The organism is Halomonas sp. IOP_14 (assembly GCF_021021315.1).
In the GTDB taxonomy this organism is placed as follows: Bacteria; Pseudomonadota; Gammaproteobacteria; order Pseudomonadales; family Halomonadaceae; genus Vreelandella; species Vreelandella titanicae.
In genome coordinates, this window is record NZ_JAINWD010000008.1 from 15,102 (window position 1) to 35,071 (window position 19,970).

Below are 19,970 nucleotides of genomic sequence, written 5' to 3' on the forward strand. Positions count from 1 at the left end.
GTATGCCAAAGGTGATGACAGGACGATGACGCTAATAGAAGACGACGATGAGCAAACTAGAAGACTAAGTAGTTAACCACTGCGTCGCAAACTCATCGGCAGGCAGCGGGCGGCCAAACCAGTACCCTTGTGCCTCATTGCAACCCATTGCGGCAAGCAAATTCGCTTGGTCGCGCGTTTCAACGCCTTCCGCCACGGTTTTCATCTCTAGCGCTTTTGCCATGGCGATGATGGCCTGAACAATGGTGCGGTCATTTTTGTTTTCGAGCATTTCACGCACAAAGGAAATATCAATTTTCAGTGCGTCGGCAGCGAAGCGCCGTAGGTAGGAAAGCGAAGAATAGCCGGTGCCGAAATCATCGATAGAGAGAGCATAGCCCGCTTGTCGCATGGCGTGGGTGATCTCAACGGCCTGATCTGGGTCGCGCATAAAATCACTTTCAGTGAGCTCCAGGGCGATAGCGCTCGACGAAACGCCGGCGGTGAGTTGCGCAATGTGGTGGGTAAGCTCAGGATCGGCAAACTGTTGGGCGGAAATATTGATCGATAGCCTCCCTGGCAGCCCACCCTCAGGCTGTTCACGCCATGCCAGTAGCTGCCTTGCGGACTCTTCCAGCACCCAGTCTCCCAAGGCACGAATCAAACCGCGCTCTTCAGCCAGGGGAATAAACTCGCCGGGGCTCACCCAGCCCCACTCGGCATCGTGCCAGCGGCACAGGGCTTCTGCACCAGTCAACTGACCACTGGTAAGGTTCACCTGGGGCTGAAAGTAGAGTTCTAACTTGTGTTCAGTAATTGCCGCGCTGAGTCGCTCGGTCATCTGTTGGCGTCGATGTAGCGCGTGGCGCATCGTTTGGGAGTAGGGGCAGATACTATTTTCGCGCCGCTTGGCGTGGTGGAGAGCAATGCTGGCAGCGTTAAATAGTTCGCCCGCCTCGCTCACATGCTGCGGATAATGAGCAAAACCGATGCTGACATCGAGGTGAAAGACACGCCGCTCCAGATGAAGCGGCGGCTTAACCACTAAGCGAAGCTGCTCCACAAGGCTGCCAATGTCACGAGGGGTGGTATCGGCCACCAGCAGGGCAAATTCATCCCCTGACAAACGCGCCAACGAGCCGTATGAGTGGCTGATCTTCGCTAAACGATCAGCCACTGTCACCAGCAGTTGATCGCCCACTTGGTGACCGTGCAGATCGTTGACCTCTTTAAAACGGCGGATATCCAATAACAGCAGTGAAAGCCCATGCTCGCCTTGCTGGGCTTCTTGCCACATTTGCGCTAGCAACTCCATAAAACGGACGCGGTTAGGTAAACCGGTGGTACTGTCGGTATAGGCTAACTGGTGCATGTGCCGATGGTCGCGCCGACGCTCAAGCTCTGCTGCAGCACCGGTCGAAAGAATTTGCAGCACAGAGGTGGCGAACGCATTGGTGGTCAGCGGCTGTCGATAAAATACCATCATCACGCCAATGGCCTCGCCGTTGGCATTATCCAAACGCCGCCCAATCCATGCTCTTGTGGGTAGCAGTGTGCCTGGTAATAACAGCGGCGAACCATCATGCATGACTGCTTCACGCTCCAACACTACCTGCTCGCTGGGCGAGCCTCGCAGCGCAAAGGTGTGCTGTTCTCGCTGAGCCCCATCAACCACCATGCTGACAGTCGTCGCCTGCCCATAGACATTTTCATCGCCCTGGGGTGAAGTATGCAGCAACGCAATAAAGCCTGCATCGGCTTCCAGCACCTTGACCAAGGTCACAATCAACTGCTGAAAATAACCATCCCCGACTTGGGTCGTGACCGTAGAAGCCACTTGAACCACAGCGTTTTGCACCCGCTGCGACTCTTGCTGGTCGGTCACATCCGAGATAAACCCTTCCAAGCATACGATTTCGCCCGCCTCATCTATGACGGCCTGGCCTTGCTCCCACATCCACCGATAACCACCGTCGCGATGGCGCAGCTGGTAGATCACACGGTAAGGGCATCTGTTGGCAATGGCCGACTGTACCTCATGGAAGACCTTGTCCTGGTCATCAGGATGAATCAGGGCAGCAAAACTGATCAGCCGATTACCCTGTAATTCGTCAGGCCGGTACCCGGTCAGCGTTTCGGCCCCTTGGCTCACCAGTTGCATAGTCCAATTGCGGTCATTCAGGCAGCGATAGGCCATGCCCGGCAGATGGTTGAGCAGCGTATCCAAACGGCGTTCACTTTCCCGCGCGACCTCTTCGCTCTTTCTTAATGCCTGCTCTGCTTTTTGTCGGCACAGCTCTGCACCCGCCTGGGCGGCGGCGATTTGCAATATCTCATTGGCTAGATCGTCCAACTGCATGGGGGCGTTTTTGAGTACCGCTAACAAACCAACTAGCGAACCATCCGCCGCATAGAGCGCCCGCCCCAAATAACTCTCGGCACCCAGTTCACAAAGCAGTTTATCGTCAGGAAAGCGTGACTGAACATCATGGTCATAAAGGCAGATTTCGCGTCCTAACACAGTCTCGCAAGGGGTACCGGTCAGCGTGTAAGTAACATTGCTCAGCAAGTTGCCATTTGACCAAACGGCCAACGTCTCAGCCCGATGCAATTGAGTTACATCGGCGACTAACACATGATCAACGCCTAGTATCGTCGCTAAACGTTCCACCAACGTTGCATAAAAACGCGGGCTCCCACTGTGCCCTACGCCTTCTGCCAATTGGCGGAATATATCGGCCGCGTCGTTCTTTGTGTGCATTGTTGCACTCACTTTTTTTAATTCTGAAGCGGCTTGGGCGCCTGCCACTAACCTCATAAAGTATATATAGCGGCCTACAAAGCACAAACCGCTCTTTTCCAACTATAACAACGTCAACAGTAGCTGGATATATGGTAAAATTAGGTATCGCCTCATAATGGCTGGCGGCTACGCTACAAAGTGCGCAGGAGATAACGTGACTAATACATCGACCAAGGATGAAGCACTGTATGGAATGCTAACTGAAGCACTGCCTGGTTTTCTGATCAGCGATTTCCTCAAGTGCCAACGCTTACCTTCGCTTCCCTCAATCGCATTACGCATCCTCAGATTAACGCAATCGTCAAAAGCGACTATCAACGATGTTGCAGACACCATTGAACACGATCCAGCATTGACCACTCGGTTAATATCTCTCGCCAATAGCGTCCACCACACCCGCTCCGCCAATCCGACACAAACATGCCTGGAGGCTATCCAGCGACTAGGGCTAGATGCAACGTTAACGGTCGTGTTGAGCTTTAACCTTTTTCAGCACCCCAGTAAAGGGCCGCAGCATACTCATATTTGGCGACGGTCTATCATGTCTGCGCTGATAGCGCGCCAACTTGCTGAACAAGCGTGCCCTAAACAGGCAGGTAATGCGTTTACAGCAGCGCTGCTACAGGATATTGGCATATTGGCACTGAGTGCGACTTACCCCGAGCAAGCAGACGAACTCTATAGTGATAGTGCTATCTCCCATACCCAGCTTATTGAGGAGGAGCAGCGTTACTTTGGTGGTGACCACACCGTTATTGGGGCATGGCTGGCAGCCAAATGGGGGCTCCCATCGGCGATGGTCAACACCATACGTTTTAGTCACGCCTGCTATCAAAGCGATAGCTTAATGGATATGTGTGTTCGTCTATCCGGCCCCACGGCGGATGCCTGCCTATCAAAAGCTCCTGAAGAACAGCTGGCCGCCCTGATAGCCGATATAAGCACGACAGCGGATGTGCCCTCTCTCTCATTTAAAAGCGTTCTACAAGAAGTTCAGCCCAAAATGGAGTTGATCGCTAAAACGCTGATGATTGACACCCCCGCGGCTATTGATCCCAAAGAGCTGCTTGAAAATGCTCAGCAGCTCTTGCTAAATCATACGCTTATACTCAATAGCCGTAGAGAAGCCCAACACAAAGCATTAACGATGTTGCGTAAAGGGTACAGCGACCCGGATGGATTCAACAAAAACATTGCTTTCAAAAAACTTAACCCCCAATCCCGCGCTAAATCTTAAACCTCTGGCCAGAACATGCATGCCATCAGGCGTTCCGGCCAGGGCGTTTTCTCTACTTCATGCTTAACCGTCTTTCTTTTATAAGCACCTCACCGAGTCATTGCCTCAGGTAGATAGAGAGCGATACCCGGAAAGATGTGCATTAAGGCAATCGCCAACAGCATGAGAAGAAAGAACGGCAGCGTGGCTTTGGTAATGGTCAGAATATCTTTACCGGTTAGCCCCTGAATCACGAACAGGTTGAAGCCCACCGGTGGGGTAATCTGGGACATCTCGACCACCACGACCAGATAAATACCGAACCAGATCAGGTCGAACCCAGCGGCGCTCACCAGCGGCATGATAATCGCGGTGACTAGCAGGATCAGCGAGATACCGTCGAGAAAACAGCCCATCACCAGCAGCAGCAAGGTAAGCGCAATCAGCAGCATGGTAGGTGAAAGCCCCATCTCACCAATCGCCTGCGCCAGCTTCATGGGCACCTGGGTAAAGCCCATGGCCGAGGTTAAAAACGACGCACCGGCAATAATAAAAGCGATCATGCAGGCGGTACGCACGGCGGCAAACAGCGAGCTTTTAAAAATGTCGCGATCAAAGTGACCGTTAAAGCGCGCAATCACGATTGACAATACCACACCGACTGCCGCGGCCTCAGTAGGCGACGCTAACCCGCCATAGATCGAAAAGATAATCCCGCCGATCAACAGCAGAATAGGTACCAGCGACCAGGTATTGCGCAGCTTTTCAGCAAAGCTCATACCGGATTCATCTTCGCCGGTAAGCCCTTCACGGTTGCCCTTGAGCAACGCCCACAAAATGAGGTAGCTCATAAACATGGCCAGGATCATCAGTCCCGGGCCAATACCGGCCATAAACAGCCTGGAGATCGACTGTTCGGTGACCACACCGTAAACGATGAGCACAATGGAGGGTGGAATCAAAAGTCCCAAAGTGGAGGCGCTGGCCAAGGTGCCAATCGCCATATTGCTGTCGTAACCCCGCCGCTCGAGCTCTGGCAGGGTCATTTTACCCACCGTGGCACAGGTGGCCGCCGAAGAGCCGCACACCGCCGCAAACATGCCGCTACCAATAATATTGGTATGCAGTAAACGTCCCGGCAGGCGGTTCAGCCAGGGCGACAGGCCACGAAACATATTGTCCGCAAGCCCAGAGCGAAACAGAATTTCCCCCATCCAGATAAACATCGGTAGCGCGGTGAGATCCCAACCGTAGCTGGCGCCCCAAAAATCGGAGGCTAAAATAGCGCCCGGCGAGAAAGAGCTGAAGAACTCTAGCGCTATCCAGGCAGTGCCGATTAGCGCAAAGGCGATCCACACCCCGCTCCCTAGCAGAACCACGAGGGTGAAAATGGTGGCGAGACTTAGTAGCAGCACAAGGATCTCTCCAATTTAAACGGCAGAAGCAGTGTTAACAGTGGTCCCGTTAACCGCTGCGTACTCAACACAGACGACGTACTCAACCAAGACATAGCTATCGTCACCATTTAGTGGCCCTCGCTTTCATCTGGGGCAGTCGCTTCACGAAAACTCGCAGGATCGCGAATGGCAATCCGTAGCGCCATAAACAGGGCTTCAGCCAGCGCCAAACAGAGCAGCCCTACGCTGGTCGCGAGCACAAGCTGGGGGATCCAGAGCGGAATCGACACAAAGCCTGAAGAGACATCGTTGTATTGCACGCTCTCCCTCGCCAACCCAATGAGGCCGTAACTGAGCATTAGGCTGATCGCCAGGGCGATGATGAGGCAAAACACTTCAAACCACACACGAATTGCCGGTGGTAGCCGGGTAATCAACAGCGTCACGCGAATATGGGCGTGATGCACAAAGGTGTAGGCCAACCCCAGAAAGGTCGCCCCCACCAATAGATAAGAAGCGATTTCCGAAACGCCGGTAATACTCATGCCCAGGCGGCTCAGCCCCACGAGCACCAGCAGGGCGTCTACCAGGCGGAAGGCCACCTGAAGCGCTATCAGCGTGCAAATGGCAACCATGCAGGCCGCCGCACCCCAAGCACCCAGGCGATAGAGCTTGTCGAATTTAAACGTCATGTTCGCAGCCTCACGAAGCACGCGGGAAAACGTACTTAGAAAACGTACTTAGGAAAAGCGCGTAGCAAAAGCAGGGGCAGCGCCAAAATCACCGCCCCTGCGGAAACCATCACGATAGAGCCTAGTTAAAAAGTATTTAGCTTAAACCGTGTTTAGGCTAAATAGCGCTTAGCTGTCGCGCTGCTCGCGATAGGATTCCAGTGCCTGTTTGGCTTCGTCGTCAGCACGCGACTGCCAATCTTCAAACAGTTTGTCACCGGCTGCCTGGAGTGCCTCTGAAACAGCTTCGTTAGGCTCTGAAACAGAGATACCGTTCTCTTGCAGAGCTTCTAAGCTCGCCTGATTATCTTCGCGGCTCATCTCCCAACCACGTTTTTCAGCCTCAGCGGCGGCTTCCATCAGAGCGTCCTGAGTCGCTTCATCCAGGCCATCAAAACTACGTTGGCTAATGAAGACGATATTTTTTGGCAGCCATAGGTTAGCGTCGGTGTAATCAGTCACGTAATCCCACGCCGCCATGGAGTTACCGGTAGAGCTTGAGGTGATCATGGCATCCACACGGCCAGTGCTAAACGCAGTGGGTATATCAGACTCTTCGGTTTCGGTGGGGCTACCGCCAAGGTTATCGACAAAGCGCTGGGTATTGATGTTAGGTGCACGAACGCGCAAGCCTTCAAACTGCTCAGGGTCAGTAAGAGGTTCAGAGGTATAGATACCTTGCGCAGGCCAAGCGACGGCGTAGAGCGGAATCAACCCTTCATAGGCAAACAGCTCGGTGATCATCGGCTTGGTGGCTTCCCACAGCGCGTAGGCGTCGTCATAGCTGCCGGCCACACCAGGCAGTGTATCCACTTCGAAAATGGGATCATCGTTGGAAAGAACGGAGAGGAATACTTCACCCGCATCAATCGTGCCACGGCGAACCGACGGCTTGATTTCACCATGCGATACCAACGAGCCGCCGCTATGTACGGTAATGGTTAACTCGCCATCGGTAGCTTCGGCCACGTCCTCAGCGAACTGCTTGTTGTTTTGGGTATGAAAGCTGGCATCACCGTAAGGCGTGGCCATGGTCCATTCCGCGGCATGAGCCGTCACCGTTAAACCGCAGGCGGTCGCCAGGAGCAATGAAGTCGTTATTGTCTTGCGCATCATAAGAACCCTCTTATTTCTATTAATAGTATGGTGCTAATAGTGTGTTGCTTCGGTGGTACCAGAGGAGGCACTGGCAGTAACCCAGCGCCCGGAGAAAAGTGTTGTTGTCATATCGGCACGGCGCGCCTGAGCATAGCTGCAGGCACACTGCTGAGCCAAGCGTGCCACGCCACGACAAAAGCGCGGGTGGTTAGCGTTGCGCCATATCACATCATAGTGCATGGCCGGTAACGGCACCGGTAGCGAGAGACGGTAGAGCTCCCCTCGCTGCCACTCATCCAGCACAGTGGCGACAGGCAGCGCGCCAATCCCCAACCCTTCGGTGGTCATTCGTACAATGGTCATTAGTGTGCTGACGCTATGGATACGAGGATTAGCGATTCCCTGCTCTGCCAAATAACTCACTAACTCTGCATAGGGACGAGCCTGCTTACCAAATGAAATAAACGGCAACTGCTTGCCCCAAGTGTCGGCACTTTCGCCCAGTTGCTTGACGTGCCGCGGAGAGACAAACATGCCCATTTCATAAGGGCTCAAGGACTCGTACTCGATCTGCTTTTGCGGTGAATAGCCATTCATCGCCAATACAATATCCAGTTCGTTGCCCAGTAGCCGCTCATTGAGCACCGGCGAGTAATCGACCGTCAGTTCAATGGTCAAACGCGGATACCGCTCGGTTAAACGGCGCATAAATTCGGGAAACCAGCTATGGGCGATGGTTTCAATCGTGCCGAGCCGCAATGGTGCAGAAAACGCCTCTTCGTCATCGAAAAGCTTCATCGCTTCATCACGCTGGTGCAGCATCCGCTCAGCGTGCACAAAGAACTCGCGGCCCCGCATAGTAGGCTGAATAGGCCTGGCGGCACGCTCCAGCAGCAACTCTCCTACCGTGGTTTCCAAGCGTGAAATACGCTCAGAAACAGAGGGCTGAGTAAGGTGCAGGCGGGTCGCCGCCTTACGGAAGGAGCCGAGCCTCACTGCCCATACGAACGCCTCAAGTTCTTTAAAATCGAGCATAGTGACTCGCCTACAAATATGACTTACTGGAGTAAAAACACTGCTGTGCTGATACGCAAAGAGACCGGCGGAGTGCTACGGCTCATGACGACCTGATAGCTATGCAACTTGAAGACCACTACGCAACTTTAAGACCACTATGCAACTTTAAGACCAATCCCAGCAGCGCTATGTCACCAACGTTATTATCACGCCCCGCTCCTAATGTGATAAGCGTATCGTGCCCAAGCGTCAACCCTTTTTCCAATAAATAACAATATGATAGAAGCACCCGATAGTTAGTATCGTCAAAAACGATTGGCACTGGGCAAGCCATGTTCATATATTGGTGGTGGACTACAATTCAGCGCTAATCAATCAAGCGCACCCACTGCATCGACATAGGAGTCGCTATGGCCATCCCCCTGCTTAATTGCGATATGGGCGAGAGTTTCGGCAACTGGCACCTCGGCCTGGATGCCGATGCGATGCCTTTCGTCGACTGCGCCAACATCGCCTGCGGCTTCCATGCCTCCGACCCCCATGTCATGCGCCGCACCGTCAAACTAGCGGTTCAAAATGGCGTGCGCATTGGCGCGCACCCGGGTTACCCGGATTTGATGGGCTTTGGCCGCCGCTCAATGGCCTGCTCGCCGGAAGAAGCGGAAGATATGGTGCTCTACCAAGTAGGGGCTTTGGCGGGCATCTGCCAAGCGGAAGGCACCCAACTGCGCTATATCAAACCCCATGGTGCGCTGTACAACGATATGGCCGCCAACCCGGCGCTGCTCGAAGGCGTCATGCGCGCGGTACGTGCGTATGACGCCAGCCTGCCGTTAATGATTATGTCCACCGCAGACCCCGAACCACATCGCGAGCTGGCTGCCCAAATAGGCATTACCCTCTGGTTCGAGACCTTTGCCGACCGCGCTTATGATGGCAACGGCCACTTGGCCTCACGTCGCCTGCCTAACGCTGTGCACCACGACCAAAACACTATCGTCAATCAAGCGGTAATGCTGGCCAAAGGCGAGCCGCTCACCGCACTTGATGGTACGCCGCTGCAGTTAGCCTGCGATACGCTCTGCGTTCATGGCGACAACCCGGAGTCAGTGGCCGCCGTACGCGCTATTCGCGAGGCCTTTCAGGCGTTGGAGCAGGCGTGAATCCCATTACTGAAAAAAGAACTGAAAGAAGAGCTGAAAGACGTATTGAAATGCGTGTTGAAACCGCTGCCATGGACGCCCTGATGGTGCGATTGTTCGACACCATCGATGAGGCCAATATGGCCTGGGTCATCGCTGCCGACCAAAAGTTGCGTAGCACCTTTGGTTCAGCGTTAATTGATCTAGTGCCCTCTTACACCACGCTGTTGCTGCATTACGACTGCCAGCAGTTAACCCATAGCGAGGCGATTCAACTTATTCACAAGGCGCTTTCTGGTCTTACCCCTGTGGATACTCAAGCCGGTGAGCTGCACGATATCCCGGTGTGGTACGACGAAAGCGTGGGCCCCGAGTTACCACTGGTCGCCAAACGCGCTGGTTTGAGCGTCGACGAGCTTATCGAGCAGCACTGCAACCACGACTACTGCGTGTTCGCGCTGGGGTTTGCCCCCGGCTACGGTTTTATGGGTTTGGTAGACGAATCTCTCGCTACGCCGCGCTTGAAAACGCCGCGCCGTAAAGTCGCAGCAGGTAGCGTGGGGATTGCCGATCGTCAAACCGCGATCTACCCACTGCTCTCGCCGGGCGGCTGGAATATTCTAGGGCGCACCAACGTGCCGCTATTCGAGCATGCCAAACGTGGCGATCCACTGTTTCGCCCCGGCGACAAGGTGCGCTTTAGAGCGATCTCCCGGGAAGAGTTTGAAGCAGATGGTGGCGATACCACGCCCATGGAGGAGCGCCCATGAGTCACGTCACCATGAATGAAGCACACAAGGGGCTGGTGGTTAAGCAAGCGGGACCACTAACGCTGATTCAAGATGCCGGACGATTTGGCGTCGGCCACTTAGGCGTTACTCAGGGCGGCGCTGCCGACTGGATCTCGTTTCGCTGGGCCAATTGGTTGCTGGGCAACGCTTTAAACAGCGCTGCGCTGGAAATCGTCATGGGCGGCGGCTTGAGCTTTGAAACCGAACGCGAGGTGCGCCTGGCGTTGACCGGCGCCGATCTAGACGCCCAGTTGGATGGCAAACCGCTAGCACCCAATACCAGCTTCAAGCTACTGCCGGGCCAGCGTCTGGAATTTCGCCAACCACGCCAGGGTTTGCGCGCCTATCTCGCCTTTCCCGGCGGACTAAATGCGCCTGAGGTGCTGGGCAGCCGCGCTTGCACTGCCCGCGAGCAGTTAGGGGGCTTACATGAAGATGGCAAACCACTAAAAGTGGGCGACCGTTTGACCTGGAAAGGCACCGCTCCAGCGGTGCGCCGCATTCCTGAAAGCCAAGGCACGCGCATGCCGGTTTCAGGCTGTCGTTTGCCTATTGTGCTTGGCTCGCAAATCGCCTCTTTCAGTGGCCGTGCGCTTTTCCAAGCGTTCAACCAACCCTGGACAGTGGATAATCGTGCCGATCGTATGGGCGTGCGCCTCACCGGCCCAGCCCTACACAGCTCACTCAAGGGCATTATTTCCGAAGGCATTCCGCTGGGAGCAGTTCAAGTACCGCCGGACGGCCAGCCTATCGTGCTGATGAACGACCGCCAAACCATTGGCGGCTACCCGCGCCTAGGCGCTCTCACCCCCATCGCCTGCGCTACGCTGGCCCAGTGTTTGCCCGGCACCCAGGTTTGGTTAACCCCTGCCAGCGCCAGCCAAGCGCAAGATGATTACCGACATCAGCTAACGGTTTGGCACTAAAGTAAAAAAGCCCCGAACCAGGGGCTTTATCAGTATCTCTTGTCTCAAGCGCGTTAGTTTCTAGCCATTTGCAATTCCTTAACGACGATATCGCCATCAATGACGATGGGCTCATCGTCCAGGAAGAGCGAGCAGTTGCGCATGGGAATATCCAGATGGCAGGCAGTATCGTTAGACCCGCCAAGCTCGCTGTTCGGGCCGGTGGAGAACATCACATTGCCATAGAAGCTGCGTGGTTCCATCCCCATGCCACCCGGGAACTCTCCCGGCACCATGCGGTGCCATTTGGCATTAGGGTTCATGCCCCAACCTACGTGGCTCATGCCCATTCCGCGCGGGTCGTTAAAGCTATCCATATAGGATTTCACTAGCTCCGCATCGAGCCCACCACGTATATCGGTAATCCAGCCCTTTTCAATGGTGTAGGTAATAGGCTCTCGAACATACATGTTTTGAGGAAGCAGAATATCGCCCGGCGCCACCACAATGGTGCCATCAACGCCATCGTCATCACCGCCGGTGAACACAAAGCCAGAGGGCCAGTGATCCCAACGCCCCGGTTCGTCGGTACAGGCATATTCAGCAACCGTCTCATAAGTATTCAGTTGGTAGGTGACATCCGTGCCGTGGGGCGAGGTGATGCGCATCACTTTGGCTTTTTCCAGCAGCGCGGCGGCCAGTTCGACCTTTTCCCTTAGCTCCTTGGTGGGCAACATTCTGGCCAGCAGTTCTGGCGGTTCAACCGCCGTCAATATGCGCGTGCCCGCGGCTTGGATCGCCATTTGTTCGGGAGAGAACAGCAGGAAAATACAATCGATCAACATGTCGCAGTTTTTAAGCGCTTCCACCGCATCGGGCATGCTAGCAAGCCCCGTTGCTCCCACGGCCCAGCCACCGGTAGGTAACGGCGCGGGTAACCGCATGTGGTACATATTGGCACCTAAACGCTGCCCCGCCGCCATAAAGGCATCCGCATAATCAAGGCGTTCGCTGCCCTGGGTCAGTACGACGAGTTTTTCGCCTTCATGTACGCCGGACATTTTTAGCTGATGGAGGCAAATTTCGGCAAAGCTTGCGTGATCCATAAAGTCTCCTAACTCCCCAGGCGAAAGCACAGCTATAGCGTACTGGGAAGTGTTAGCTGAGAGCGCTCGTGCTCGCCTTTGGGCACACCAAGCGCTCTATGGTGTTATCGGGTCAAAGCTGAACGTCAATTAGGCAGCCGCCTCTTTCGTCGCTTGATCGGTGGTCGTACGGCGCTTTTTACCCAGCTCTTCCGCGATGGCGGTAAAGAAGGCGTCCGAAGAGGCTTGATGAGGCTTGGTCATAAGGCTAACGCCAACAAACAGCACACTAGCGACCACAATGCCCCATACACCGGCGGGCAGGCCCAGCAGTGAATTACCAGTGGCATACATCAGCAGTACAAAGGCGCTGGTACCCACCACGCTTACCAGTGCACCGACGCCAGTACCGCGCTTCCAATAGAAGGCACCGATAAGGGCGGGCACCATGGCAACCAGCCCCGAAGAGGCCGCCACCGACAGCACCGCAATAAGGTCAAGCTGCAGCTCGGCAAAGGCCAGCGCCATCAGTGCAATCACCGGCACCACGAACTTGCCCACCAGCAGTTGGCGCTTTTCACTGACGTTCGGTTTAACGTTCGCATAGACGTCTCGGGAAACCATGGACGCCAGCGTCAGCATGATCGAATCGATAGTAGAGACCGCGGCCGCCATGATGCCGATCATCACGATCACCCCTAATACTGGCGGAACAAACTCCGAGGCCAGCAGCGTGGGCGTGGCTAAATCTGCACTTGCAAGACTTGGGAAAGCAGCTAAGGCAGAGAAACCCCACAGTACGGAGACCATGGTGTAGATAAAACCAAACACCAGGAAGCCAATCAGCATGTGGCGCATGGAGCGCAGCGAGGAGGGCATAAACAGGCGTTGACTGACCTGAGGGTTGGAGATACTAAAGAAGAACCAGGGAATGGTGAGCCCCAGGAAAGTGACAAAGCTGAACAGGCCAGGGCCAGGCACCGTGAGTGACTGCGGATGTTCCGTTGCCAGCGTATCGAATAGTGCGCCGAAACCACCCAAGCCCTGGATCACCAGGAAGGCCACCAGGGTTGAGGCAACAATCATCATGATGGCCTGGAGCGAGTCGGTCCACATCACCGAACGAATCCCCGCGATATAGGAGAAGAAGATGGCGATGACAGTGGCCAGCACCACCCCGGTAGTAAAGGTAATCGCGCCATCAGTAATCCCCTGCAACAGGTAACCAACACCCGCGAGCTGAACGGCCGAGTAGGGAATCAGGAAGATACAACTGGCAATCGAGACAGCCATGGCCACATGTTTGCTGTTGTAGCGGTGGCCCAACATCTCGCTGGGCGTCACATAGCCGAACTTCTTGCCGACAGCCCAGAATTTGGGACCGAAAACAGCCACCAGAGAGACACCGGCGAAATAGATGATTTCAAAACCGAGCGCGCCAACGCCGCCGGCATAGGTAAGACCTGCCAAGCCCACCATCATAAATGCGCTATACGTCGTGGCACTGTAGCTCAGCGCCGAGACAAAGCCGTTCATTTGTCGGTTACCCAGGAAGTATCCCGACATACTTTCGGAAGGACCTTGGCGAGACATAATCGCAATGCCAATAGCGATCAATAAGTAGATGGCAATGGACCACCAGATGAGTGACTCAGTCATTGCTGTGCTCCTCAAAGTCTTTAGTGATAAACACATTCAGCGCAATGATGACCAGCCCTGCCAACATCCAGAACAGGAAGCTGCCGTACCAAAACGCGACCCCGCTCAAGAGGGTGTAAGGCACCAAGTAGCTCAGCAGGACCACTGCCCATACTAGCCATATCCATTTACTGCGTTTCATAATCCACCTCGTTTTATTACGTCAGGGAGTAGAGTGAGTGTTGTTGTGGTGAGGCTGGCGTATATCTGCGATACGTTGTTTTACTTTTTGCCAAGGCGCTTTCTCTGGGGCAAAACGCGCTTGGAGATAGGTCGTCAAATCAGCGACCTGGGTATTACTAAAGCTGTCGGCAAAGCCTGGCATGCTACCAATACCGGGAACGTGTTCGGCGTGGACACCCCCCAAAATTGACTGAATAACGTTATCGGGATGATCGCTGTGTAAATTGGTATTCAGCGCCAGATTAGTGCCCGCCCTCGAAAAGGTAGGAACGCCAGAATCGACATGGCACGCCGCACAGGCGCCCTCGAAGAGCCGCTCCCCTGCCTCCATTTCTGTTGAGCTAACAGCTGCACTGGTCACGCGCTGCGTAGCGTCTGCCACGGCCGCATCGCTATTACTTGTGGGCGCCTGCATCTGGGCGGCCACATAGTGGGCAATAGCCCGCACATCGTATTCAGGCAGCTCAGCCAGCCCCGCTACCACCGGGGCCATAGGGCCAGAGGCAACGCCGTGAAGCTCAGATTCACCGTGGCGCAGATAGTCGTAAAGCGATGTTTCACTCCACGGGATGGGCGCACGCGACAGCGTATTAAGCGGTGGTGCTTCCCAACCATCTACAAAGGCACCGGCAAAGTACGCCTCGCCGCTTTTCTCAGCGCCCATGGCATTACGGGGACTATGGCAAGCGCTGCAGTGGCCTAATCCTTCGGCAAGGTAGGCGCCCCGGTTATACAGTTCGCTCTGCATGGGGTCAGGCTGGAAAGGAGTTGCGTCATGATAAAGCGTATTCCAGCCTGCCATTAAGCTACGCACACTGAAGGGGAAAGTGAGCGCATTGGCTTTTTTTTCAGTCGACACGGGGGGCTGAGCCATTAAGTATGCGTAAAGCGCCTGTAAATCGGCATCACTGGTCTTAGCAAACGCCGTATAGGGGAACGCGGGATAAAGGTGGCTGCCATCACGGCTAATACCGTGGCGCATGGCGCGCTCAAAGGCTGCGTAAGACCACTGACCAATCCCCGTCGCCTCATCCGGTGTAATGTTAGTGCTGTAGAGCGTCCCGAAAGGTGTCTCAAACCCACGCCCACCGGCATTGGTCACGCCACCTTCGGTGGTATGACACGCCGCGCAGTCACCTGCAGCCGCAACGAGTCGCCCGCGCTCAATGGTCTCGGCAGAATAGAGATTGGCGGCTGGCCGAGAGACAGGCGCAATGGCCCCTTTCCACGGCCATGCCATGGCCGCAGTGCCCGCAATGGTGGTAAACGCTGCGGCGGCTAACCAGCGCCGTTTCGTTGACCGCGGCGGTTTCAATTTAGATGGGCTCCCTGCCTCCTCGGTGGACGAAGCTTCGAGTGCCTGGCGCACGCGCTTGGCGGTAAACGGTGGTTGGCGAAAACGCAGGCCGGTGGCATCAAAAAGCGCATTGGCTATTACCGCAACACCCGGCGATAGCTCCGCACCGGTTAATACGTCTTCACCGACGGTTTGATTAACACCTTCCTCAACAGGGCTCGGCGAAGAAGGGGTGGTTGGTAATCCTGCTGAATATTCACTTTTAGTCAGTGTACGACTGCCGTCACCCCACTCGTCGAAACTGGGTGCCTGCCCCAAAAGGGGGCGCGCTTCACCCAAGACCCGGGCCTGTAGCGTTTGCTGAAGGCGATCAGTATCCACATCAGAGCCGACGTCCTGACCAACTACCAAACGGGTAAGCTGAACATCGCCGGTAACGCGATTGACCTCCACATCGGCAATCCAGGCAGAGCGCACTCCCGATTCCACGCGTTGTTCACGGTCAGGTAGTTGAGAGTAGGCAAAACCCCGCCCGCGCAATAGATCCTGGGGTAAAGAGTCCGCTGATGGATTGAACGCCCTTTGCCACTCGGCCCGTTTAGCAACGGACTCAATCAGCTCAATACCACGCGCATCGTCAAGATGTCGAAGTCGCAGCGCGACAGGGTCTTGGTCACTCTCGCGGGCAACCTCATCTAAAAAAGATTCTCGAGCGAACGTCTGCTGTATACCCATCAAGGTGGAATTGGTGGAGAGCGAGTCTGGCTGGGAGCGTGCGGCAAGGTATTGGTCGCGAAATACATAGGGTGAGAACGGCGTTGTGTCTTGCTCGCCGGTGGAGGCCTCAGCGCTAGACGGTGTTATCGCGGCCCTACCACTTAACAACAACCCTACGGCAGCCACCTCACCAGTGAGATTGGCCTGCTGATAGTGATAACGGGCTATCTCACCACTACTGGCAATATCCGCGTTTAAGGTAATTCGCTGCGCTTGACCCAATGCCTGAACATCTTTGGCGTAGCGGGCATCAAGCCAGACGGCTACCGGGCCGCCCACCGCCCGCGACATCAACGCCGCATCCACGGCGGCATCGTCACCGCAATGGCGACCCAGCCCTGAGTCCTGATTTGATGCGTGTTTACCATCGGCGCTATAAAGCTCAATCTGGCTAATATTCAGCGCGGTTAACCGGCTTAGATCCTGTTTAAGCGCCGCTGGGGTGACGGTTTTCCCCCACACACTCAATTGTTGGTCGCAACAATCGGCAATTACCCAGCTGGGGTGACTGCCCCAGCGCATGCGACTCGGCCAGCCATACCCATGGTTCGAATGCATGTACGACTGGCTAGGCATAACAAGAGGCGAATTAGGGGGCGCTTGATCGCTTTCAGGCGCTTTTTCGAGCGTCTGGTGAACGGCCTGCCACTCAACCTTCAGTTGTTTAGCGGCATCGGTCGCCAAGGCCAAACTATCGGCAACCACCCCCACAAAATTCCCTTCCACCACGACTTCAATAGATCCAGATAGTGAGGCAATGCGGCTGCTATCGACGCCAACTAAGCGATCACTCTCAAAACGCTCACCATTCCACCGGTAGTAAGGTGGACGCACGACGACACCAAAACGTGCCTGCGCTAGCAGCGCGGGGATGCCGGCCTGTTTTTGCTGGCCATGGAGCATCGACCCTTCACTCATGAGAAGCCTCCTGCAACGCGGCCGCGTTAATGACCACGGCACGCTCCGCTGCCTGGAGAATTTCAACATGGGTGCCACATCGGCAGAGGTTATGCTCTAAAGCGGTGCGAATCTGCTGCGTAGAGGGTTGGGTATTATGATTTAGCAGCGCACGAATAGTGATGATCATGCCGTTCAAACAGTAGCCACACTGGGCTGCCTGAGCATCGATAAAGGCTTGTTGTACAGGGTCAAGCTCACCGCCCTGGGAAAGACCATCAAGGGTGGTTACCTCATGGCCAACGGCAGCGGACACGGGCAGCACGCAGGTGCGTGCGGCCATGCCATCAATCAATACGCTGCATGCCCCACACTCGCCCAAACCACAGCCATACTTGGGTCCATTGAGCGCCAGGTCGTTACGCAACACATTGAGCAATGGTGTCTGCGGCGGCACGGCCAGCTCGCGTTCTTGCCCATTGATAGTTAGCTTTAGCGTCATAGGGGATCATCATCGTTATTGTTAAGCCCGCCCTCTTGCTCTGAATAGGGCTTGGATATGACTTAGATATTACTAATAAATACTGCCTGCCAAACACGCTTCGTAGCACCTTAAACCAGCCTATTTTCATCTACCTTTCACATACGGCCAATCGACTTGCACCAGCTGAGTGCAGAGCTAATACCCATCGAGCATTAAAGGTGCGTACGCTATAAAAATAAGCCTAATAAACGTATAGCACTCAATGTACACGTTGTTCAAGTTTTTGCATAAAACCAAAAAAACAGCAATAAATCCATTAAATTCATGTATTTATTTAAAAATACCGCCTTGTTTTCGTTAAAAAATAATTTCGAAACTAATTCTTGACCAAAAAATAAATGGTGTATACGTTGTTTTATAGCATTCACGAACGCATTCGGAAACGAGTGATAGGCGAATAAAACAGCGAGGAAACCAGGATATGAACAATAAACCCACCATAGCCGTTATTGGCGCGGGCCTTGGCGGCGCCGCTGCAGGCGCACTACTGCAGAAAGCGGGTTACCCCACCAAGGTGTACGAACAGGCACCAGCGTTTGCGCGCCTTGGGGCAGGCATTCACCTTGGCCCCAACGTGATGAAAGTGATGCGCCGCATTGGTATTGAAGAGAAGCTCAATGCCATGGGCTCACACCCCGATTACTGGTTCAGCCGCAACGGCATGACCGGCGAGTATCAGTCTCGCATCCCGCTAGGCGAGTTTGCTCGCGAAAACTATGGGGCGGCCTACATCACCGTACACCGTGGTGATCTGCACGAATTGATGGTCAGCACGCTCGACCAGGACAACCTCTATTTCGATAAGCGCCTGGTCGATGTCGACGACAGCGGCAACAAGGTCGTCATGACCTTCGCTGACGGTTCGACGGAAGAGGCCGACCTGGTAATCGGCGCAGACGGTGTCAATTCGCGGCTGCGCGAGAAGCTACTGGGCCCAGAGGCTCCGATCTATAGCGGCTGGGTCGCTCACCGGGCAATTATCTCTGCCGAAAAACTCAAGGCATATGACCTGGATTTCGAAGCCTGCGTGAAGTGGTGGTCGGAAGACCGGCACATGATGGTGTACTTCGTGACCGGCGACGAGAAGGAGTATTACTACGTGACCGGCGTGCCTGAACCCGATTGGAACCACGGCACTTCCTTCGTCGACAGCTCACGGGAAGAGATGCGCAAAGCATTCGAGGGTTACCACCCCACCGTACAAGCGCTGATTGACTGCACTGAAACCGTCACCAAATGGCCCTTGCTGGAACGCAACCCACTGCCACTGTGGCATGAAAACCGGCTAGTGCTGCTGGGCGATGCCTGCCACCCGATGAAGCCTCATATGGCCCAGGGCGCTGCCATGGCCATCGAGGATGCCGCCATGCTGGTACGCTGCCTGGAGGAAGTGGGCGCCGAGAACTACCAGCAGGCATTCGAACTTTTCCGCACCAACCGTTTTGAACGCGCCTCGCGGGTTCAGCAGGTTTCCCACGACAATACCTGGTTACGGGAAGACGAAGACCCGGCCTGGGTATTCGCCTATGACCCCTTTGAAGTACCGCTGAAGCAACCAACCAGTCAAGGGAGCCCAGCATGAACAGCACCTATCTCTATGGCGCCAACGTGCACGCCAATGGTATTCGTCAGCACTACCTGCGCTTTGCCGACAGCGCCGAGACTTCGCGCCAGCCGCTGGTACTGATACCGGGCATTACCAGCCCAGCCATCACCTGGCGTTTTGTGGCCGAGCGGCTCGGTCAGCATTTCGACACTTATGTGCTGGATGTCCGTGGACGCGGCTTGTCGTCTACCGGGCCCGAGCTCGATTATGACACTGACACTTGCGCCGACGATGTGATCGCCTTTATTGATGCGCTGGGTCTGAGCAATGTCATTCTGGCGGGCCACTCCATGGGTGCGCGCTTTGCGCTACGCGCCATGAGTCGCGGCGCCAAGGGAATCGACAAACTGGTACTTATCGACCCACCGGTTTCAGGGCCAGGACGCCGTGAGTACCCCAGCAAGCTGCCCTGGTACGTGGATTCGATTCGCGACTGCACACGTGGTGCCGATATCGAGACCATGCGCCACTACTGCCCCACCTGGAGCGACGAGCAGCTGCGGTTACGCGCCGAGTGGTTACATACTTGCTTTGAGCCCGCCATTGTTCAGGCGTTTGAAGAGTTCCACAGCGTCGATATCCACCAGGATTTCCCCGCTATCAAAGTGCCCACGCTGCTGATGTGTGCAGGCAAAGGCGGTGTTATCCAGGATGAAGATCGCGCCGAAATACGCGCCCTTCTACCGACGGTTCGTATTTCTACCGCGGAAAAAGCGGGTCACATGATTCCCTGGGATGACTTCGACGGTTTTTTTGCCGCGTTTGAAGACTTCCTGGGCAGCGAGCTCTAAGAGAGGCCAAATA

16 protein-coding genes are annotated in these 19,970 nt (G+C 55.0%); 6 read left to right on the forward strand and 10 right to left on the reverse strand.

Annotated elements, in window-relative coordinates; genetic code table 11:
- Positions 1-64 precede the first annotated feature (64 nt).
- A complete protein-coding gene (locus K7H09_RS08300; RefSeq protein WP_039857934.1) occupies positions 65-2,740 on the reverse strand; it encodes a bifunctional diguanylate cyclase/phosphodiesterase in 2,676 nt (891 codons plus the stop codon).
- Between the two features lie 196 nt (positions 2,741-2,936).
- Between K7H09_RS08300 and K7H09_RS08305 the strand changes: the two genes are divergently transcribed.
- Positions 2,937-4,019 carry an HDOD domain-containing protein gene (locus K7H09_RS08305; protein ID WP_230804376.1) on the forward strand — a complete coding sequence of 361 codons (1,083 nt, stop codon included), beginning with the start codon at positions 2,937-2,939 and terminating at the stop codon, positions 4,017-4,019.
- A gap of 89 nt (positions 4,020-4,108) precedes the next feature.
- On the opposite strand, the gene K7H09_RS08310 is transcribed toward K7H09_RS08305, so the two are convergent.
- The 4 genes from K7H09_RS08310 to K7H09_RS08325 form a co-directional block, all read right to left on the reverse strand.
- Complete coding sequence (locus tag K7H09_RS08310; RefSeq protein WP_009286009.1) at positions 4,109-5,413, reverse strand: TRAP transporter large permease; 1,305 nt, start codon at positions 5,411-5,413, stop codon at positions 4,109-4,111.
- Positions 5,414-5,523: 110 nt separating this feature from the next.
- On the reverse strand, positions 5,524-6,087 hold the full coding sequence (locus tag K7H09_RS08315; RefSeq protein ID WP_041158785.1) for a TRAP transporter small permease: 564 nt from the start codon (positions 6,085-6,087) through the stop codon (positions 5,524-5,526).
- 168 nt (positions 6,088-6,255) lie between these two features.
- Positions 6,256-7,239: a TRAP transporter substrate-binding protein gene (locus K7H09_RS08320; protein ID WP_027957166.1), complete on the reverse strand. Its 984-nt coding sequence runs from the start codon at positions 7,237-7,239 to the stop codon at positions 6,256-6,258.
- Positions 7,240-7,275: 36 nt separating this feature from the next.
- Positions 7,276-8,259: a LysR family transcriptional regulator gene (locus tag K7H09_RS08325; RefSeq protein ID WP_009286012.1), complete on the reverse strand. Its 984-nt coding sequence runs from the start codon at positions 8,257-8,259 to the stop codon at positions 7,276-7,278.
- A 392-nt stretch (positions 8,260-8,651) separates the two neighbouring features.
- On the opposite strand from K7H09_RS08325, the gene K7H09_RS08330 reads away from it, so the two are divergent.
- Genes K7H09_RS08330 through K7H09_RS08340 form a run of 3 tightly spaced genes read left to right on the forward strand, consistent with a single transcriptional unit; the run spans position 8,652 to position 11,100 of the window.
- A complete protein-coding gene (locus tag K7H09_RS08330; RefSeq protein ID WP_230804378.1) occupies positions 8,652-9,404 on the forward strand; it encodes a 5-oxoprolinase subunit PxpA in 753 nt (250 codons plus the stop codon).
- Positions 9,405-9,448: 44 nt separating this feature from the next.
- Complete coding sequence (gene pxpB, locus K7H09_RS08335; RefSeq protein ID WP_230804457.1) at positions 9,449-10,153, forward strand: 5-oxoprolinase subunit PxpB; 705 nt, start codon at positions 9,449-9,451, stop codon at positions 10,151-10,153.
- Positions 10,150-11,100, forward strand: coding sequence for a biotin-dependent carboxyltransferase family protein (locus K7H09_RS08340; RefSeq protein WP_230804380.1), 951 nt, complete (start codon positions 10,150-10,152; stop codon positions 11,098-11,100). Before pxpB ends, K7H09_RS08340 begins: the two co-directional genes overlap by 4 nt.
- A 53-nt stretch (positions 11,101-11,153) precedes the next feature.
- Here K7H09_RS08340 and K7H09_RS08345 read toward each other — a convergent pair whose 3' ends face one another.
- From K7H09_RS08345 to K7H09_RS08365, 5 genes are all read right to left on the reverse strand, one after another.
- Positions 11,154-12,185 carry a leucyl aminopeptidase gene (locus K7H09_RS08345; RefSeq protein WP_039857426.1) on the reverse strand — a complete coding sequence of 344 codons (1,032 nt, stop codon included), beginning with the start codon at positions 12,183-12,185 and terminating at the stop codon, positions 11,154-11,156.
- A 129-nt stretch (positions 12,186-12,314) separates the two neighbouring features.
- Positions 12,315-13,823, reverse strand: coding sequence for a sodium:solute symporter family protein (locus K7H09_RS08350; RefSeq protein WP_052475660.1), 1,509 nt, complete (start codon positions 13,821-13,823; stop codon positions 12,315-12,317).
- Complete coding sequence (locus K7H09_RS08355; protein ID WP_035581314.1) at positions 13,816-14,004, reverse strand: hypothetical protein; 189 nt, start codon at positions 14,002-14,004, stop codon at positions 13,816-13,818. Before K7H09_RS08355 ends, K7H09_RS08350 begins: the two co-directional genes overlap by 8 nt.
- A 21-nt stretch (positions 14,005-14,025) precedes the next feature.
- Positions 14,026-17,037, reverse strand: a complete 3,012-nt coding sequence (locus tag K7H09_RS08360; protein WP_230804382.1) for a c-type cytochrome — start codon at positions 17,035-17,037, stop codon at positions 14,026-14,028.
- Positions 17,030-17,518 (reverse strand): (2Fe-2S)-binding protein, encoded by a 489-nt coding sequence (locus tag K7H09_RS08365; protein ID WP_022521538.1) that lies wholly within the window; start codon positions 17,516-17,518, stop codon positions 17,030-17,032. The genes K7H09_RS08360 and K7H09_RS08365 overlap by 8 nt, the downstream gene beginning before the upstream one ends.
- A gap of 463 nt (positions 17,519-17,981) precedes the next feature.
- Here K7H09_RS08365 and K7H09_RS08370 point away from each other — a divergent pair, with 463 nt between their 5' ends.
- Positions 17,982-19,142, forward strand: coding sequence for an FAD-dependent monooxygenase (locus K7H09_RS08370; RefSeq protein WP_230804384.1), 1,161 nt, complete (start codon positions 17,982-17,984; stop codon positions 19,140-19,142).
- Positions 19,139-19,957 carry an alpha/beta fold hydrolase gene (locus tag K7H09_RS08375; protein ID WP_230804385.1) on the forward strand — a complete coding sequence of 273 codons (819 nt, stop codon included), beginning with the start codon at positions 19,139-19,141 and terminating at the stop codon, positions 19,955-19,957. Before K7H09_RS08370 ends, K7H09_RS08375 begins: the two co-directional genes overlap by 4 nt.
- The last annotated feature ends 13 nt before the right edge of the window (positions 19,958-19,970 follow it).

Bases quoted from the DNA above. Each gene is read 5' to 3' on its own strand.
- K7H09_RS08340 (WP_230804380.1), top strand. From the start codon at position 10,150: ATGAGTCACGTCACCATGAATGAAGCACACAAGGGGCTGGTGGTTAAG.
- K7H09_RS08375 (WP_230804385.1), top strand. From the start codon at position 19,139: ATGAACAGCACCTATCTCTATGGCGCCAACGTGCACGCCAATGGTATT.
- K7H09_RS08365 (WP_022521538.1), bottom strand. From the start codon at position 17,518: ATGACGCTAAAGCTAACTATCAATGGGCAAGAACGCGAGCTGGCCGTG.
- K7H09_RS08300 (WP_039857934.1), bottom strand. From the start codon at position 2,740: ATGCACACAAAGAACGACGCGGCCGATATATTCCGCCAATTGGCAGAA.
- K7H09_RS08350 (WP_052475660.1), bottom strand. From the start codon at position 13,823: ATGACTGAGTCACTCATCTGGTGGTCCATTGCCATCTACTTATTGATC.
- K7H09_RS08345 (WP_039857426.1), bottom strand. From the start codon at position 12,185: ATGGATCACGCAAGCTTTGCCGAAATTTGCCTCCATCAGCTAAAAATG.
- K7H09_RS08360 (WP_230804382.1), bottom strand. From the start codon at position 17,037: ATGAGTGAAGGGTCGATGCTCCATGGCCAGCAAAAACAGGCCGGCATC.
- K7H09_RS08320 (WP_027957166.1), bottom strand. From the start codon at position 7,239: ATGCGCAAGACAATAACGACTTCATTGCTCCTGGCGACCGCCTGCGGT.
- K7H09_RS08355 (WP_035581314.1), bottom strand. From the start codon at position 14,004: ATGAAACGCAGTAAATGGATATGGCTAGTATGGGCAGTGGTCCTGCTG.
- K7H09_RS08370 (WP_230804384.1), top strand. From the start codon at position 17,982: ATGAACAATAAACCCACCATAGCCGTTATTGGCGCGGGCCTTGGCGGC.
- K7H09_RS08325 (WP_009286012.1), bottom strand. From the start codon at position 8,259: ATGCTCGATTTTAAAGAACTTGAGGCGTTCGTATGGGCAGTGAGGCTC.
- K7H09_RS08315 (WP_041158785.1), bottom strand. From the start codon at position 6,087: ATGACGTTTAAATTCGACAAGCTCTATCGCCTGGGTGCTTGGGGTGCG.
- K7H09_RS08330 (WP_230804378.1), top strand. From the start codon at position 8,652: ATGGCCATCCCCCTGCTTAATTGCGATATGGGCGAGAGTTTCGGCAAC.